12 protein-coding genes are annotated in these 15,267 nt (G+C 69.4%); 7 read left to right on the top strand and 5 right to left on the bottom strand.

Features of this window, described 5'->3' with window-relative positions:
* Positions 1–36: 36 nt before the first annotated feature.
* Genes QF027_RS10175 through QF027_RS10165 form a run of 3 tightly spaced genes read right to left on the bottom strand, consistent with a single transcriptional unit; the run spans position 37 to position 5,089 of the window.
* On the bottom strand, positions 37–3,633 hold the full coding sequence (locus QF027_RS10175) for a 5-oxoprolinase/urea amidolyase family protein (protein ID WP_307074046.1): 3,597 nt from the start codon (positions 3,631–3,633) through the stop codon (positions 37–39).
* Positions 3,630–4,268, bottom strand: a complete 639-nt coding sequence (locus tag QF027_RS10170; protein WP_306983977.1) for an urea amidolyase associated protein UAAP2 — start codon at positions 4,266–4,268, stop codon at positions 3,630–3,632. The genes QF027_RS10175 and QF027_RS10170 overlap by 4 nt, the downstream gene beginning before the upstream one ends.
* Positions 4,265–5,089, bottom strand: a complete 825-nt coding sequence (locus QF027_RS10165) for an urea amidolyase associated protein UAAP1 (protein WP_307074044.1) — start codon at positions 5,087–5,089, stop codon at positions 4,265–4,267. The genes QF027_RS10170 and QF027_RS10165 overlap by 4 nt, the downstream gene beginning before the upstream one ends.
* 587 nt (positions 5,090–5,676) lie before the next feature.
* Between QF027_RS10165 and QF027_RS10160 the strand changes: the two genes are divergently transcribed.
* From QF027_RS10160 to QF027_RS10135, 6 genes are all read left to right on the top strand, one after another.
* Positions 5,677–6,318 (top strand): TetR/AcrR family transcriptional regulator, encoded by a 642-nt coding sequence (locus QF027_RS10160; protein ID WP_307074042.1) that lies wholly within the window; start codon positions 5,677–5,679, stop codon positions 6,316–6,318.
* Between the two features lie 273 nt (positions 6,319–6,591).
* A complete protein-coding gene (locus tag QF027_RS10155) occupies positions 6,592–8,181 on the top strand; it encodes an ATP-binding protein (protein WP_307074040.1) in 1,590 nt (529 codons plus the stop codon).
* Positions 8,178–8,585 (top strand): roadblock/LC7 domain-containing protein, encoded by a 408-nt coding sequence (locus tag QF027_RS10150; protein ID WP_306983983.1) that lies wholly within the window; start codon positions 8,178–8,180, stop codon positions 8,583–8,585. Before QF027_RS10155 ends, QF027_RS10150 begins: the two co-directional genes overlap by 4 nt.
* Positions 8,582–9,004, top strand: coding sequence for a DUF742 domain-containing protein (locus QF027_RS10145; RefSeq protein ID WP_266526280.1), 423 nt, complete (start codon positions 8,582–8,584; stop codon positions 9,002–9,004). Before QF027_RS10150 ends, QF027_RS10145 begins: the two co-directional genes overlap by 4 nt.
* Positions 8,985–9,605, top strand: coding sequence for a GTP-binding protein (locus tag QF027_RS10140; protein WP_306983987.1), 621 nt, complete (start codon positions 8,985–8,987; stop codon positions 9,603–9,605). The genes QF027_RS10145 and QF027_RS10140 overlap by 20 nt, the downstream gene beginning before the upstream one ends.
* 129 nt (positions 9,606–9,734) lie before the next feature.
* Complete coding sequence (locus tag QF027_RS10135; RefSeq protein ID WP_307074038.1) at positions 9,735–11,228, top strand: cytochrome P450; 1,494 nt, start codon at positions 9,735–9,737, stop codon at positions 11,226–11,228.
* Positions 11,229–11,246: 18 nt separating this feature from the next.
* Here the strand turns inward: QF027_RS10135 and QF027_RS10130 are convergent, their stop codons facing one another.
* Positions 11,247–12,191 carry an RluA family pseudouridine synthase gene (locus QF027_RS10130; protein ID WP_306983991.1) on the bottom strand — a complete coding sequence of 315 codons (945 nt, stop codon included), beginning with the start codon at positions 12,189–12,191 and terminating at the stop codon, positions 11,247–11,249.
* A 143-nt stretch (positions 12,192–12,334) separates the two neighbouring features.
* Positions 12,335–13,360, bottom strand: a complete 1,026-nt coding sequence (locus QF027_RS10125; RefSeq protein ID WP_306983993.1) for a terpene synthase family protein — start codon at positions 13,358–13,360, stop codon at positions 12,335–12,337.
* A 1,305-nt stretch (positions 13,361–14,665) separates the two neighbouring features.
* Between QF027_RS10125 and QF027_RS10120 the strand changes: the two genes are divergently transcribed.
* Positions 14,666–15,247, top strand: a complete 582-nt coding sequence (locus QF027_RS10120) for a GNAT family N-acetyltransferase (protein WP_307074036.1) — start codon at positions 14,666–14,668, stop codon at positions 15,245–15,247.
* The last annotated feature ends 20 nt before the right edge of the window (positions 15,248–15,267 follow it).

The raw sequence follows: 15,267 nt of genomic DNA, 5'->3' as shown, positions 1-15,267 counted from the left end.
TCCTCTTTCACTGTGCGGCCGGGGCCAGGACGAGTTTCACCGTGCGGGCGGGGCCAGGACGAGCAGTGCCGTCCCCGCCTCCACCTGGTCGCCCGGCCTGGCCAGGATCTGCGCGACCACGCCGTCCGTCGGCGCGTGCACCCTGGACTCCATCTTCATCGCCTCCAGGGCGAGGAGCGGCTGACCGGCAGCCACCTCGTCGCCCGGCTCGACGTTCAACTGCCATACGGAGGCGGCGAATTCGGCCTCGATGAGATGTCCGCCCGGGGGGACCGCCACCTCGGCGGAGGGGAGGGCCGGTACGGACGTCTCCGCCGCCCGCGCGAACTCGCCCGCCGCCTCCCACGCGTCCCGCTCCGCGGAGAAGGCCGTCTGCTGATGTGACCTGAACTCCGCTATGGACTCGGCGTGTTCGGCGAGGAAGGACTGGTACGCGGCGAGCGAGAAGGTGCCCTCCTCGATGCGGGGAACGAAGCGGCCTGACGTGATGTCGGCCCGCAGCTCCAGGAGTTCGTCCGCGTCCACCGGATACCACCTGATGCGGTCGAAGAAGCGCAGCAGCCAGGGCGAGCCCGGCTCGAACGCGCCGCGCTGCTGCCAGGGAGACCACACCTGGGTCGTACGGCCCACGAACTGGTAGCCGCCGGGGCCCTCCATGCCGTAGATGCAGAGATACGCTCCGCCGATCCCGACCGAGTTCTCGGCCGTCCAGGTGCGCGCCGGGTTGTACTTCGTGGTCACCAGGCGGTGGCGCGGGTCGAGCGGGGTGGCGACCGGGGCGCCCAGGTAGACGTCGCCCAGGCCCAGGACGAGGTACTCCGCGTCGAAGACGGTGCGGTAGACGTCGTCCACCGACTCCAGGCCGTTGACGCGGCGGATGAACTCGATGTTCCAGGGGCACCAGGGCGCGTCGTCCCGAACGCCCGCCATGTAGCGGGCGATCGCCTCGCGGGTGGCGGGGTCGTCCCAGGAAAGGGGTAGGTGGACCGTGCGGGAGCGGACGACCAGCTGGTCGGACGGGGGGAGGGATGCGGTGATCTCCCGTACGGCGGCCAGGAGTTCGCGCTGAGGGAGGCGGCCGGGGTCCGTCTGGATCTGGAGGGAGCGGATGCCGGGGGTGAGGTCGGTGACGCCGTCGAGGCCCTGCTCGGCCACCGCGTCCATCAGCGCGTGAACACGCATGCGGAGCGCCAGGTCCAGTTGCATGGGCCCGAATTCGACCAGCAGGTTGTCGTCGCCGCTGCGGCGGTACGTCACATCACCGTCGCGGGCGAGGACTCCGCCGTCCACGATCGCCGGACGGGGCTCGCCCGAGGCGTCCACCGGCATGAAGCGCACGGTGTCGCCAGGGCGCAGCTGGCCCAGCTTCCAGCGCTCGGTGCTGATGACGGTCGCCGGGCACACGAACCCGCCGAGGGAGGGTCCGTCCGGGCCCAGCAGCACCGGCATGTCGCCCGTGTAGTCGACCGCACCGACCGAGTAGGGGGTGTCGTGGATGTTGGAGGGGTGCAGGCCGGCCTCGCCGCCGTCGCTGCGGGCCCAGCGGGGTTTGGGGCCGACCAGGCGGACACCGGTGCGGGCCGAGTTGAAGTGGACCTTCCAGTCGGCGGCGTAGAAGTCGCGGATGTCGTCCTCGGTGAAGAACTCCGGGGCGGCGTGCGGGCCTTCCACGGCGGCGATGTGCCAGGTGGAGGTGTAGGAGGGACGGTCCTCGACCGGTGTTCCTTCGGCCGGTGTCTCTCCCACCGGCGTCGCCTGGGCCGGAGTCTCTGCGAGCGGCATCCCCACGGCCGGAGTCTCCGCGCCCGGGGTCCCTTCGGCCCGGCGGCCTCCGTGCAGTACGTCACCCGTCCGCAGGGCCCGGCCGCCGTGTCCGCCGAAGCGGCCCAGCGTGAAGGTGCTCGCACTGCCGAGGAAGGCCGGGACGTCGAGGCCGCCCGCGAAGAGGACGTACGTCCGCAGACCGTGCTCGGCGGGTGTGCCGACCTCCAGGACACCGCCCGCGGGCACGGTCACCGGCTCCCACTGGGCGACCGGTTTGCCGTCGACGGCGACCGGGGCCGGGGCGCCCGTCACACAGACGGTCGTGGCGTGCGTGAACCTCAACGACGGGCCCTGCAAGGTGCATTCGAGGCCGGGAGCACTTTGCGGGTTGCCCAGCGCCGTGTTGCCGAGCCGGAAGGAACGGTCGTCCATCGGGCCGCACGGGGGTACGCCGACCTGCCAGTAGCCGGTACGGCCCGGCCAGTCCTGCACGGTGGTGAGGGTGCCGGCGGCCATGACCTCGATGCGCGGGGTCGGGTCCTGAACCTGGGAGAGCGTCGCCGTCGAGTGGGTCGCCCTGGCGAGGCGCTGGTCCGCGAGCGCCGCCCGGACCAGGCCCAGGTTGGTCTCGATGCCGTCGACGCGGGTGCGCTCCAGGGCTTCGTCCAGCCGTCGCAGGGCGTGGGCGCGGTCGGGGCCGTACGCGATGACCTTCGCGAGCATCGGATCGTACGACGTCGTCACCTCGGTGCCGGTCTCCACCCAGCCGTCGACCCGGACCCCGGTGGGGAACTCGACCCGCGTCAACAGCCCGGCGCTGGGCCGGTGTTCACGCGAGGGGTCCTCGGCGTAGATGCGTGCCTCGACGGCGTGGCCGTGCGGCGGGTCCGGTTCGCGGACGACGTCCCGCTCGCCGCGGGCCAGTCGGAGCATCCAGGCGACCAGGTCGACGCCGTAGATCTCCTCGGTGACCGGATGCTCCACCTGGAGGCGGGTGTTGACCTCCAGGAAGTACGCCTCCTCGCGGGCGGCGTCGTAGACGAACTCGACGGTTCCCGCGGAGCGGTAGCCGACCGCGGCGCACAACTCGCGGGCGCTGTCGGCGAGCCGGGTGCGGACATGTGAGGGGAGACCCGGTGCCGGAGCCTCCTCCAGGACTTTCTGGTTGCGGCGCTGGAGGGAGCAGTCGCGGTCGCCGAAGGTGACGACCCTGCCCTCGCCGTCGCCGAAGACCTGCACCTCGACATGGCGGGCGTGCTCCACGAGCCGCTCCAGGAAGACGCCGGCGGAGGAGAAGGAGGCGGCGGCGACGCGCTGCACCCGGTCCCAGGCGTCGGTCAGTTCGTCGGCGGAGTGGCAGGCCGACATGCCGATGCCGCCGCCACCGCCGGTGGCCTTGAGCATGACGGGATAGCCGACGGCCGCCGCGGATTCGAGGGCGTCTTCGAGAGAGGGAAGCAGTCCCGTGCCCGGTGCCAGCGGCACCCCGGCCGCCTCCGCCGCCGCCCGTGCCGTGTGCTTCGCGCCGAAGAGCTCCAACTGCTCGGGCGTGGGACCCACGAACACGATCCCCGCGTCCTCGCAGCGGCGGGCGAAGGCGGCGTCCTCGGACAGGAAGCCGTAACCGGGATGGATCGCGCCCGCGCCCGAGTCCTTGGCCGCCTTCAGTACCAGGTCGGTGTCGAGGTACGACTCCTTCGCGGGTGCGGGGCCGAGGCGTACGGCCTGGTCGGCGAGGCGGACGTGAGGTGCGGCTCGGTCGGCGTCGGAGTACACCGCCACCGTCCGCAGGCCCAACTCACGGGCCGTGCGGATGATCCGGACCGCTATCTCGCCCCGGTTGGCGACGAGGAGGGTGTCGAAGGTCATCGTGCGGCCCCGATCGTCGTCTCAGCGGTTCCGATCGTCGTCTCCGCGGCCCCGATCGTCATCTCCACGGGAGTCGGGTCGAAGCCGTTGCAGGGGTTGTTGATCTGGGGGCAGTTGGAGACCAGGACGAGGACATCGCGCTCGGCGCGCAGGGTGAGCGAGAGGCCGGGGGCGGAGATGCCGTCGACGATGCCGAGGGTGCCGTCCTTCTCGACCGGCACGTTCATGTACCAGTTGATGTTGGACACGAGGTCACGCTTGCCGAGACCGTGCTTCGCGCCCTCGGCGAGGAAGTTGTCCACGCAGGCGTGCTGCGACCAGGTGTGATGGCCGTAGCGCAGGGTGTTCGACTCCTTGGAGCAGGCGCCGCCGACGGTGTCGTGGCGGCCCACGTCGTCGGCGGTGACCGTCATCAGCGGGGTGTGCTCGCTGGACATCAGCACGCTGCCCGTGGTGAGGAAGATGCCGCCCTGTGCCTGGATGGTGTCGGGGGCGCTGTAGCGGACCGCCGTGTCGTGGGCGTCGTAGACGAGGAAGTCGACGGCCTGGTTGCCGTGCAGGTCGGTGATGGTGAGCGTCTCGCCCTCGCGGATGACGCGGGACCAGGCGGCGCGGGCCGGAACCACGGTCTTCATGCGCTTCCCTTCGAGGCCAGGAATTCGGCGGTGTTGAGGAAGGCGCGGCGGCCTTCGGGGGTGGCGTCCCAGAGGGCGCCCCCGGCGCGGGTGGGTTCGGCGCGCCAGGCGAGGACTTCCAGGGGGGTGCTGACGTAGTCGGGCCGTGGGTCGGCGGGGTGCGGGACGTTCGCGATCAGTACCGTCACGTCCTGTTCGGCGCGAAGGGTGACGCTGCCGCCGGGGCCCGCCGAGCCGGTGAAGTCGACGGTGCCGTCCTCGCGGATCCGGACGCCCTGGAAGAAGGAGAGGGACGGGGGGAGATCGCGGGGTTCGAGGCCGTTCTTCGCGGCTGCCAGCTTGAAGAGCTCACGACCGGCGGGGGAGGGGCTCTGGGCGGTGCCGTCGCCGTAGCGCTCGGTGTTGCTGACCAGGGTGGAGGTTCCGCACAGAGCGTCATGGCGGCCGGAGGTGTCGGCGACGACGCTCGCGAGGACACGGCCCTGGTCGGACAGGAGCAGTTGGCCCTCGCCGAGGTAGGCGTTCCACTGGACCTTGACCGTGTCGGCGACGTTCAGACGCTCCCAGGGGCGGCCCTCCGCGTACAGGAGGAGATGGGCGCAGGCGTCTCCGTGCGGGTCGGTGAGGCGCAGTTCGGTGCCACGGGCGAGGACGCGGTGGGTGTAGTTGCCGCCCGCGACGGTCTCCGCCCACACCAGGTGGCCCGCCTCGCAGGGTGGGTCCGGCCAGTCGCCGGCCGGGACGACGGGCATGGCCTCGGCGCGGGTGCCCTCCTGGGCACGGGCGTGGTCTCGGGCTCCGTACGTGGTCTGCGTGGCCATGGCGGGACCTCCGGCTCCGGGGGTGATTTCTGTCGCTCGACAGAAATTAGGGGCGATGCGGGTCGGAGGGATTGCTCGGGCGTTGCCAGGGGGTTACCGGGGGCTCACAGGGGGGCGTCGGGGGCGGGCGGTGAGGGTTGGGTGCGTCGTCGGGGGCTGGTGATGGGGGTTGGGTGCGTCGTCGGATGTGGGGTGGTGGGGGTTGGGTGTGTCGTCGGATGTGGGCCGGCGGGGGTTGGCCGCGGCCGCGTGGCGGAGCCGCGAGTCGATACAGCGCTGCGCACCCGGGGAGGTTGGGGCGTGCGGCTGTCGGCGGCCGGTCGGTGTCTGTGGGTCATTGGGGGGGGGATCTCGGCGCGCCTGGGAGGTTGGAGCGTGTGCGGGTGTCGGCGGCCGGTCGGTGTCTGTGGGTCATGGTGAGACCCCCCGCGCTCCTGGGGGGGAGCGTGCCGGGGTGTCGGTGTCTGTGGGTGACGGGGAGATCCCAGCGCTCCTGGGGACGCTGGAGCGCGCCGGGTGTCTGCGGCCGCCTGGCGCCTGTGGATCACCCGCAGATCCCCGCGCCCCCGTGTGCGAGGATCGAACGCATGGGTACGACAGGCGGTGCGGCGGAGTCCGGGCGACGGGTCGGCAGGCCGCGGGCCGCTCGGCGGCCGGACAGTGGGCTGGCGCCTCGTGACGAACTCCTCGTCGCCGCCGCCGAGTTGTTCACCTCCCTTGGCTACGCCGCCACCAGCACCCGGGCGGTCGCCGAGCGCGCGGGCATGCGGCAGGCGTCCATGTACCACTACGTCTCCGGCAAGGAGGAGCTCCTCGCCGAACTCCTGGAGTCCACCGTCACGCCCTCGTTGGCGTACGCCCGCGAGCTCCTCGCCGACGACACGGTCCCGGCCGAGAACCGGCTGTGGGAGCTGTGCCGCGCGGACACCGAGGTGCTGTGCGAGGGGCCGCACAATCTCGGCGGCCTCTATCTGCTGCCTGAGGTGCGCGCCGAGAGGTTCGCAGGTTTCCATGCCGTGCGCGCCGAACTGAAGGACGCCTACCGGCAGTTGCTCGCCGCCACACAAGCGGGCGGTGCCCTCGCCAAGAGTGAGCTCGATCTCCGCACGGACCTGTTGTTCGGCCTGATCGAGAGCGTGATCCTCATCCACCGCTCCGACCCCGAGCGCCCCGTCTCGGTCTTCGCGGAGGCCACTGCGGACGCGGCCCTGCGCATCGCCGGGATCTGAGTCCGGCACCCGACCGCAAGTCGATCTTCACCCGTCGCGGTGAGTGGGTCTCGTACGGCTGTACGCCCTAACTGGTCGTGTTCGAATGATGTCAGAGCGTGTAAATGGGCCGAGGGTACTCCAGTCGCAATGCCCGTTTCAGTTGCTTGCTGAATATGACATGGCGATGATCCGGTCGGACTAAGCTCGCCCGCAGCGCACCGAGTTGATGTGTATTCGTGCGCTTGTTCCCCATATGTGCGACTCCCCGCCGATACGTCTCAGAGGGCCCACATGGTGAGTGTTCAATCCCCCCCAGGACGCCGTGAACTGCCGTATGCGCGCGTGCTGTTGCTCCCCGCCATAGTCATGGCCGCGGCGACCGGGGCCGCCGTCGCGGCAGTGCAGCAGCCCGCCCGGGCCGCTGTCGGCTGGTGCGGTGCCATCGCCACGCTGCTGGTGATCGCGGTGGCGGCCGAAGCCGTCCGGCGCGGTCGTGAACTGCGGGACCAGCGTCTCGAGCACGTCCGTCACACCGCGGATCTGAAGCGGCGCATCGCCGACCAGGACCAGGACCTGAACCGGTTCGCGAAGGAGATCGCGCCCACCGCGCTGGACTGGCTGCGCCGCGGAAGTTCACCCGGAGAGGTGATTCGCCAACTCGGCGACGTCGACCCCGCGTGGGCAGACCTTCCCGAGGCGCAGATCCGCCTGCTCAAGACGGTGCTCAACATCGTCGACACCGAGGAGATCATGCGTGACGCCGCGCAGCGCTCCTTCGTGAACATCGCGCGTCGCGTCCAGGCCATCGTCCACCAACAGGCCAACGAACTGCGGGAGATGGAGGAGGACCACGGCCGCAACCCCGAGGTCTTCGACGACCTCCTGCGCATCGACCACGGCACCGCGCTGATCGGCCGTCTCGCCGACTCCATCTCCGTCCTCGGCGGCGGCCGCCCCGGACGCCAGTGGCCGGAGCCCGTCGCGCTGTACAGCGTGCTGCGCGGCGCCATGTCCCGGATCCTGGAGTACCGGCGCATCGACCTGTCCTCGATCGCCAAGGTCAACGTCAAGGGCACCGCCGTCGAGCCGGTCATCCACGCCGCGGCCGAACTCCTCGACAACGCCACGCGGTACTCCCCGCCGCAGAGCAAGGTGCACGTCACCGCCACCGAGGTGCAGACCGGCGTCTGCATCGAGATCGAGGACGCCGGCGTCAGCCTCAGCGAGGAGGCCCGCCTGAGGGCCGAGGGCATGCTGGAGCGGGCCAAGGCCGGTGTGGACTTCCAGGATCTGGGCGAGTCGCCGCGTCTCGGCCTCGCTGTCGTGGGCCGGCTCTGCCAGGCGTACGACATGCAGGTCTCCCTGCGTGCCTCCGCGTACGGCGGCGTGCGCGCCATCCTCGTCGTGCCCAGCGACATGCTCACCGACGAGCCCGGCGTCGGACTCGCCCACGGCATCGGCGCCACCGCCGTGCCCAAGGCCGAACTGGGTGCCCTGCCCGGTCCCAAGCGCACGATCAAGAAGCGCCGCCCCACCAGTCCCAAGTTCACGACACCGGTCTCCATGGAGGACGTCGTCCCGGAGGTCACCGAGTGGACGGCCAACGGGCTGCCGCAGCGCCGCAGCCGGGTCAAGACCTCGCTCACCCAGCGCTACGCCGAGCAGGCCGAGATCGAACGGGCTGAGCGGGAAGGCCGGCCGACGATCTGGTCGACGGCCCAGCGCGAGCCGGAGCCGGAGCACAAGCCGGACGACACCCCGCCCGGCCTGTGGGTCCAGGCGTTCATGGACGGCCTCAAGCGGCCCACCTCTTCCACAGTCACCCAGCCGACCGACGAACCGGCCCGTACCGAGGCCGAAGACGAGGGGAACCTCAAGTGATCCAGCAGCGAGGCAACTTCGACTGGATGCTCCAGGACCTCGCCAAAGGCGTACCGGGCATCCAGATGATCGTGGTGCTCTCCGCCGACGGCCTGCGCATCGCCCGGCACGGCGGAGACCCGGACACCGCCGACCGCGTCGCCGCCGCCTGTGCGGGCCTGCAGAGCCTGGCGGGCGCCGTCGCCCAGGAGATCCCCGGCAGCGACGGCAAGATGAAGATGGTCCTGATCGAGATCCACGGGGGCTACTTCTATCTGATGGCCGCCGGCCCCAACGCCTATCTCGCGGTGCTCTCCGACATCATCACCGAACCCGGCCACATGAGCGCCCGCATGAGCGACCTGGTCGTCCGCATCGGCGCGCACCTCACGAGTCCGCCCCGGCGCAACGGGCAGACCGTATGACTCCTCCACAACGCCGACGGCGATTCCCCAAGGCCGGTCCGGAACCGACGCCGCAACCCCCGCAGGAGGGCCAGGACCCACCCGAGGGACCGAAGAAGAACCCCGAACGGCTGTACGTCATCACCGGCCCCGACGGAGCCGAGCGCTCGGAACTCGACCTGGTCACCTTAATCGTGGCGCACGCCGACCCGCCGCCCTCCGCCACGCCTGAGCAGGCGGCGCTGCTCAGGCTCTGCACGGCCCCCCTGTCCGTGGCCGAGCTGTCCGCCTATCTCAGCCTGCCGTTCAGCGTGGTGACCGTCCTGCTCACCGAGCTGCTGACGGCCGAACTGGTGACGGCCCGCGCCCCGGTCATCCGCCAGGCGCTGGCCGACCGTTCCCTCCTCGAAGCGGTGATGCATGGACTTCAAAGGCTCTGACACCATCCCCGGTCCGCGCACAGAGGACCACCTTCCCCAAACCGCCGAAACCGCGGTGAAGATCGTCATCGTGGGCGGCTTCGGCGTGGGCAAGACGACCATGGTCGGCTCGGTCAGTGAGATCAAACCGCTGACCACCGAGGAGACCATGACCCAGGCGGGCATCGGGGTCGACGACAACTACGGCTCCGAGACCAAGACGGCCACCACCGTGGCCATGGACTTCGGCCGCATCAGCATCACCGACCAGCTGGTCCTCTACCTCTTCGGTACCCCGGGCCAGGAGCGCTTCTGGTTCCTGTGGAACGGCCTGTTCGAAGGCGCACTCGGCGCGGTGGTCCTGGTGGACACCCGACGCCTCGAAGTCAGCTTCGACGTCATGGACCGCCTGGAGGAGCGCGGCGTGCCCTTCGTCGTCGCCGTCAACACCTTCCCCGACGGCCCTCGCCACCCGCTCGACGACCTCCGCGCCGCGCTCGACCTCAGCGAGGACATCCCCATCGTCGAGTGCGACGCGCGACGGCGGGCGTCCAGCCGGGACGTGCTGATGACGTTGTTGCGGTTCCTGCATTCGCTGGCTCTGGAGAAGGCTCCTGTGTGAGGGACGGCGCGGCAGCGCCGTACCGCAGCCGGCCCGCTCCCACGCTCCCGGCTTCGCTCGAACCACTCGGACCGGGGCAGCCCATCACTTCCTGTACACCAGATCGATCTCAGCTTCGGAGTGACCATCGTGACGCCTGAATCCCTTTCCCCGGCCGGTACGGACGTCCCCCCGGCCGCCCCTCCCCCCGGCTGCCCCGCGCACGGCATCGGCGTCGGCGTCGGCGGACTGCGTCGGCTGTACGGCCCTGGGGCGGAGGACCTGGAGGACGTGTACGAGAAGCTCCGCGCCGAGTACGGAACTGTGGCTCCTGCGTTGCTTCACGATGACGTGCCGATCTGGGTGGTGCTCGGTCACTCCGAGAACCTGCACATGGTGCGCAACCCCTCGCAGTTCTGCCGAAACACTCGATTGTGGTCAGCCCTGCAGGACGGTACGGTCAAGCCCGATCACCCGCTCATGCCGCACTTCGCCTGGCAACCCATCTGCAGTCACGCCGAGGGCGACGAGCATCTGCGGTTGCGCGGTGCGGTCACCGGTGCCATGTCGACCATCGATCACCGAGGCATCCGCCGTTACATCAACCGAGCGACCCAGCAACTCGTCAACAAGTTCTGCCGGGAGGGCAGGGCCGACCTGGTCGGCCAGTTCGCCGAGCACCTGCCGATGGTGGTGATGTGCGAGATCCTCGGTATGCCCGAGGAGTACAACGACCAGATCGTGCAGGCCGCTCGTGACATGCCCAAGGGCAGCGAGACCGCGATCGCCAGCAACGCATACCTCATGGACGTCCTGATGCGGCTCACCGCCCGCCGCCGGGCCGAACCCAGGGACGACTTCACCAGCCACCTGATCAACCACCCGGCGAATCTCACCGACGACGAGGTCGGCCAGCACCTGCGCATCATCCTGGTCGCAGCCTACGAGGCCACCGCCAACCTCATCGCCAACGTGATGCGTGTGGTGCTGACCGACCCGCGGTTCCGTGCGCAACTCAACGGCGGCCAGATGACGGTGCCCCAAGCGGTCGAGCAGTCCCTGTGGGACGAGCCGCCGTTCAGCACCGTCCTTCCCTACATCGCCAAGCAGGACACGGAGCTGGGTGGCCAGCGCATTCGTAAGGGTGACGCCCTGATCCTCGGCATCGCGCCGGGCAATGTAGACCCACGAGTCCGGCCCGACCCCAAGGCCCACATGCAGGGCAACCGCTCCCACCTGGCCTTCGGTGGCGGCCCTCATGAGTGCCCGGGTCAGGACATCGGCCGTGTGATTGCCGAGGTCGGCGTGGACGCGCTGCTGACCCGCCTGCCTGACGTCCAACTCGCCTGCGACGAGGACGAGCTGGGCTGGTGGGCGTCCATCTCGAACCGGCACTTGGTGGAACTGCCGGTGAAGTTCGAGGCCAAGCCCCAGCAGGACGTCATGGCGCGGCCCGCGCACCCGCTGGCGTTGCAGCGTTCCAGCAACTGGCTGGTCAGCACGCCCCCGTCGAAGACGGCGCCTTTGGAAGCTACCTCTCCGACCACCTCTCCGACCACCGCTCCGACGCCGCCGCCGACGCCCGAACCAGCTGGCCGGCCTGGTGTGTTCCGGCGCCTCCTGCGCTGGTGGCGCGGCGAGTGAGCTAAACCGGCCCTGGGACTATCCCGCAGCCCATTCGTCGTACGACGACCACGCCCGCAGCACGCGAGGGCTGACGAACCGGTGCTCGCGTCCCGTGACCGGATCCGTGAACTCCAGCACCCGTGCCAGCAGTTGGAGCGGACGCCGGAAGTCGCCGAATGCAATGGGGTCGGTGACCATCGGATAGAGGGGGTCGCCGAGGATCGGCACGCCCAGAGCGCTCATGTGCACCCGCAACTGGTGCGTCTGCCCGGTACTCGGCGTCAGCCGGTACCGGGCGCGCTCGCCCCGGTGCTCCAGCAACTCGACCCGGCTGATGGCGTTGGGCTCGCCCTCGATCTCCCGGGCCGCCAGGACTCCGCGTTCCTTGAGGATCCGGCTGCGCACGGTGCGCGGCAGGGCCAGCGTCGGGTCGTACGGGGCCACGGCTTCGTACTCCTTCGCCACCCGTTTGTCCCGGAACAGCGACTGATAGGCGCCGCGCTCATCGGGCCGCACGGTGCACATCACCAGGCCGGCCGTCAGTCGGTCCAGCCGGTGTGCGGCGCTCAGCGTGGGGATGTCCAGCTGCCGGCGCAGCCGTGCCAGGGCCGTCTCGGCGACATGGCTGCCGCGCGGGGTGGTGGCCAGGAAGTGCGGCTTGTCGGCCACCACCACGTGTTCGTCCCGGTAGAGGACGTCGATCGGGAAGGGGACCCGCTCCTCGTCGGGCAGCTCCCGGTGGAACCACACGAACATCCCCGGCACGTACGCCATGTCGCGGGTCACCGGATGCCCGGCGGCATCCACGATCCGCCCCGCCTCCAGCAGCCCGTCGATCACCTCGGCCCCGGCCGCGAGCCGCGCCACGAGATGATCCCGCACGGTCGGCCAAACGTCACCGATCGGCAAACGCACCCGCACCGGATCGACCCCGTCGCGCTGCGGCAGGGGAGAGGGCGGGGGCGGAGTACGGCGTCTCATCAGGACCAAGCCTACGAGGGGCCGCCGTCGGCACCCTCGCCCAGCATCCGCAACGGCCGAGGGCAGGGCGTACCCGATCCGCACGTGTCCGACGGGCGCTGCTTCGAAGATCGCCGGGAACCGCGATTGCGGGTAATGGGAAGTTATCGAGACACCGTTGTGAGGTTTGCGGGGTGAAGCTGGCCGGTCATATTCGGGCTCAAAGCGCTGGCCGTGCGTTGGGAATAACGGCCATTGCTGCGGCTCCAGTCGTAGCTGCCGCGTATCCATGTGAGCAAGGCGGTCGCATAACGTTGGACCCTCTCGGCATCCGAGCTCTTGAGCCCGAGTCGGGCGCATAACAAAGGGACCAATTTTATCTGCTCAAGGAGCTGACTGACTGTTTTCTGGGCGAGGGTGATGGCCAGCTTGATGGCTTCCTCCCGGGAGCAATTGTGTTGCCGCATGAGGCAGCGCACCAGGTTGGGATCGCCTCGTGCGTCGTCGTTCTCGAGGGACATCACCTCGTTGATGAGTTTGACGGCATCGACAGATGCTCGTCGCATCGACTCCAGATGACTGCTATGCCAAATGATCTGTGAGATCTCGAAGTGGCCCACCCTTTCGGCCAGGTCGAGCGAGGGAATGAGCCCCAGGGTGCGGTGCCCGACTCTCATCCGGGTGGCGAAGTCCTCGGGGATCCATGTGCGACGATCGACTTCCTCGGTAAGATTTCCTGTCAGGTAATCCATCCAATTATGAGCGGCCCGTTGCTGCCATTCCTCGGACATCCCCATCCTGGCTCGACGCCAGAGGTCCGCGAAGGCGCTCACCAGAGGCTCTTCATGGTTGATTTCCCGCTGCGAGGGGTGGGTGACGAGTGTGATGAGTTGCTGGCACACGTCGACGGCCGCATCGGCTTTGCACCCTTCGGGCACATCAAACAGATCATCGAAAAGGAAGAACCAGCCCATAGTGTCAAAGGCCAGGTCGAGGTCATCACCTTCGGCATCCGGGTAGCTGTAGGCGGCCAAGTCTGCTACTGCCGAGAATATGTAGCGATGAGTGGCCCTACGTCCCAACACTAGTTTTTGCTGACGCATCCACTCCAGATTGCGTTCTCTGGCCGCTGCCAAGCCGATGTTCAGGCGGGGCGGAATGGGCAATTTAATGGTTACGTTCTGGGGCATTATTCTCTCCCAGTTTCTGCCTCGGCATGCTTATCGGTACGGACGATCGGGTGGTCGTCGACGCCTGGTACCTGCGGGCGTCGCTGCCTCAGGATCCTTGTCCAGAGCCAACCGAATTGATGTATCCGGCGAGCCGGACGAGGCGAAGGGCCTTAGGCGAGTCCAGTAGGGGCCCCGCGACCTCCGGCGCAGTCAGGGGGGCTGCCACGGCCCTGAGGGCCCCTTCTCCCGGTCGATCTCGCTGCTGGATCGATGCGGGTCGGCAGGTGGCGCCTTCGATCGGGCTGACCCGGTGGCTGCGAGCACGCCATGGTCCTGGTCGGGATCCGCCAGTGGGCGGATATGCCGGGCAGGGGCACGCGTACCACCTGAGGCGTGTACTCGATCGAGGGGGCGGACCGAGACGACTGGGCACGAGCGGAGTCCTTCATGATGCCCTCCGGGTGGCGGAGTCGACCAAGTTCATGAACTGTGCGTTGGGCTTCAGACGCTGCGATTGTGGCGTTGCTGACGTGCGCGGCCCGGGACTGCCGTCCGAATCGATCGAGCGGGGCCTCGTCAATCGCATGCCGGGCAGTTCGCTGACGTGACCTTCGAGGCGGCCGCGCGACGGCGCAGACAGTCTGTGGCCCCCACCACCGCCACGACAGCGTTGTCGCAGGCGAGGTCGTGGATCATCCCTACCTTCCAGTGCCGCCCGGGGTTTCGTCAACGGTGCGGGGCGAGTTGACGCTGGTGTGAGGCACCGTGGCGGGCCGCTGCGGGGGGCGTGTCGGGTGGAAGCCGGTTCGCTGTTCTCGGCGACATTCCGGACAGCGCGGTCGGCGGGAGGCAGGGGCTCGCCCCGGTTGGATTCGCACGAGTGTACGGCCGTGTCGACCGCGTCGGTGCGTCGCGCGGAGCACGCACCCGAGCCGCACCGCCGACCCTCGCAGGCATCCGGCCACCATCCTCACGGGCCCGGGTGCGACGCCGCTCATGCCGGCAATTCACCTGACAGCCCACCACTTCGCACCATGCGACGATTTCCGGCCGTGAGAAAGGGGGCGCAGCCCCGGCGCACGGAGCGGATCCCCCGGCCGCCGGATGCACGGCCGCGCATTCCAGCCTGCCGATGCGCCGCGGGTACCACCCTTGTTTGCGGCCGTTGGGAAGCAAGTTCGTCCGGGGAGGGGCCCTCCGACTCGAGCGCCCAGGACGGGACAACGGCTCCGCGCGAGGGTGGGACGGCGGGGCCGCATCCCCTCACAGTCAAGGGTAAAAACTCGTTGGGACGGATTCCCTGGGGTTGGCAGGATGCGGCTCATGCCCTACCTCACCCGCTCGGTCCTCGCACCAGGCACCCTCACCGGCACCGCCCAACCCACCCTCCCCACCGACGACGGCCTGCTCCTGCGCCCCTGGCGGGCCGAGGACGCGCCCGCGGTCCACGCCGCGTTCCAGGACCCGGTGATGCATCAGTGGCACGCCCGTGCCGCCGACTCCGTGGAGGAGGTCGGCGGCTGGATCGAGGAGTGGCGGGAGGCTTGGGCCCAGGAGAAGACCGCTCAGTGGGCCGTGGTGGACGCGGACACCGATCTGCTGCTCGGCCGGGTGGCGCTGCGAGAGATCAATCTCAACGACGGGCAGGCCGAGATGGCGTACTGGACGACCGCGGGGGCGCGTGGGCGGGGTGTCGCGGCGCGTGCCACGGTCGTCCTGTCTCGCTGGGCCCTCGACGACATCGGGTTCCACCGTCTTGAGCTCATGCACGCCGTCCGTAATGAGGCCTCGTGTCGTGTCGCGACCAAGACGGGCTTCGTTCTTGAAGGGACCAAGCGAAGCGCGGTCCTGCATCCGGACGGTTGGCATGACATGCATCTGCACGCGCGTGTCCGGGGCGACTGAGGGGCTGCCAAGGGGGTGCC

It is taken from the genome of Streptomyces canus (assembly GCF_030816965.1).
GTDB classification, from domain to species: Bacteria; Actinomycetota; Actinomycetes; order Streptomycetales; family Streptomycetaceae; genus Streptomyces; species Streptomyces canus_E.
Note: the sequence above shows the minus strand (reverse complement) of the source record. Positions and strands in the feature narration are given on the sequence as shown.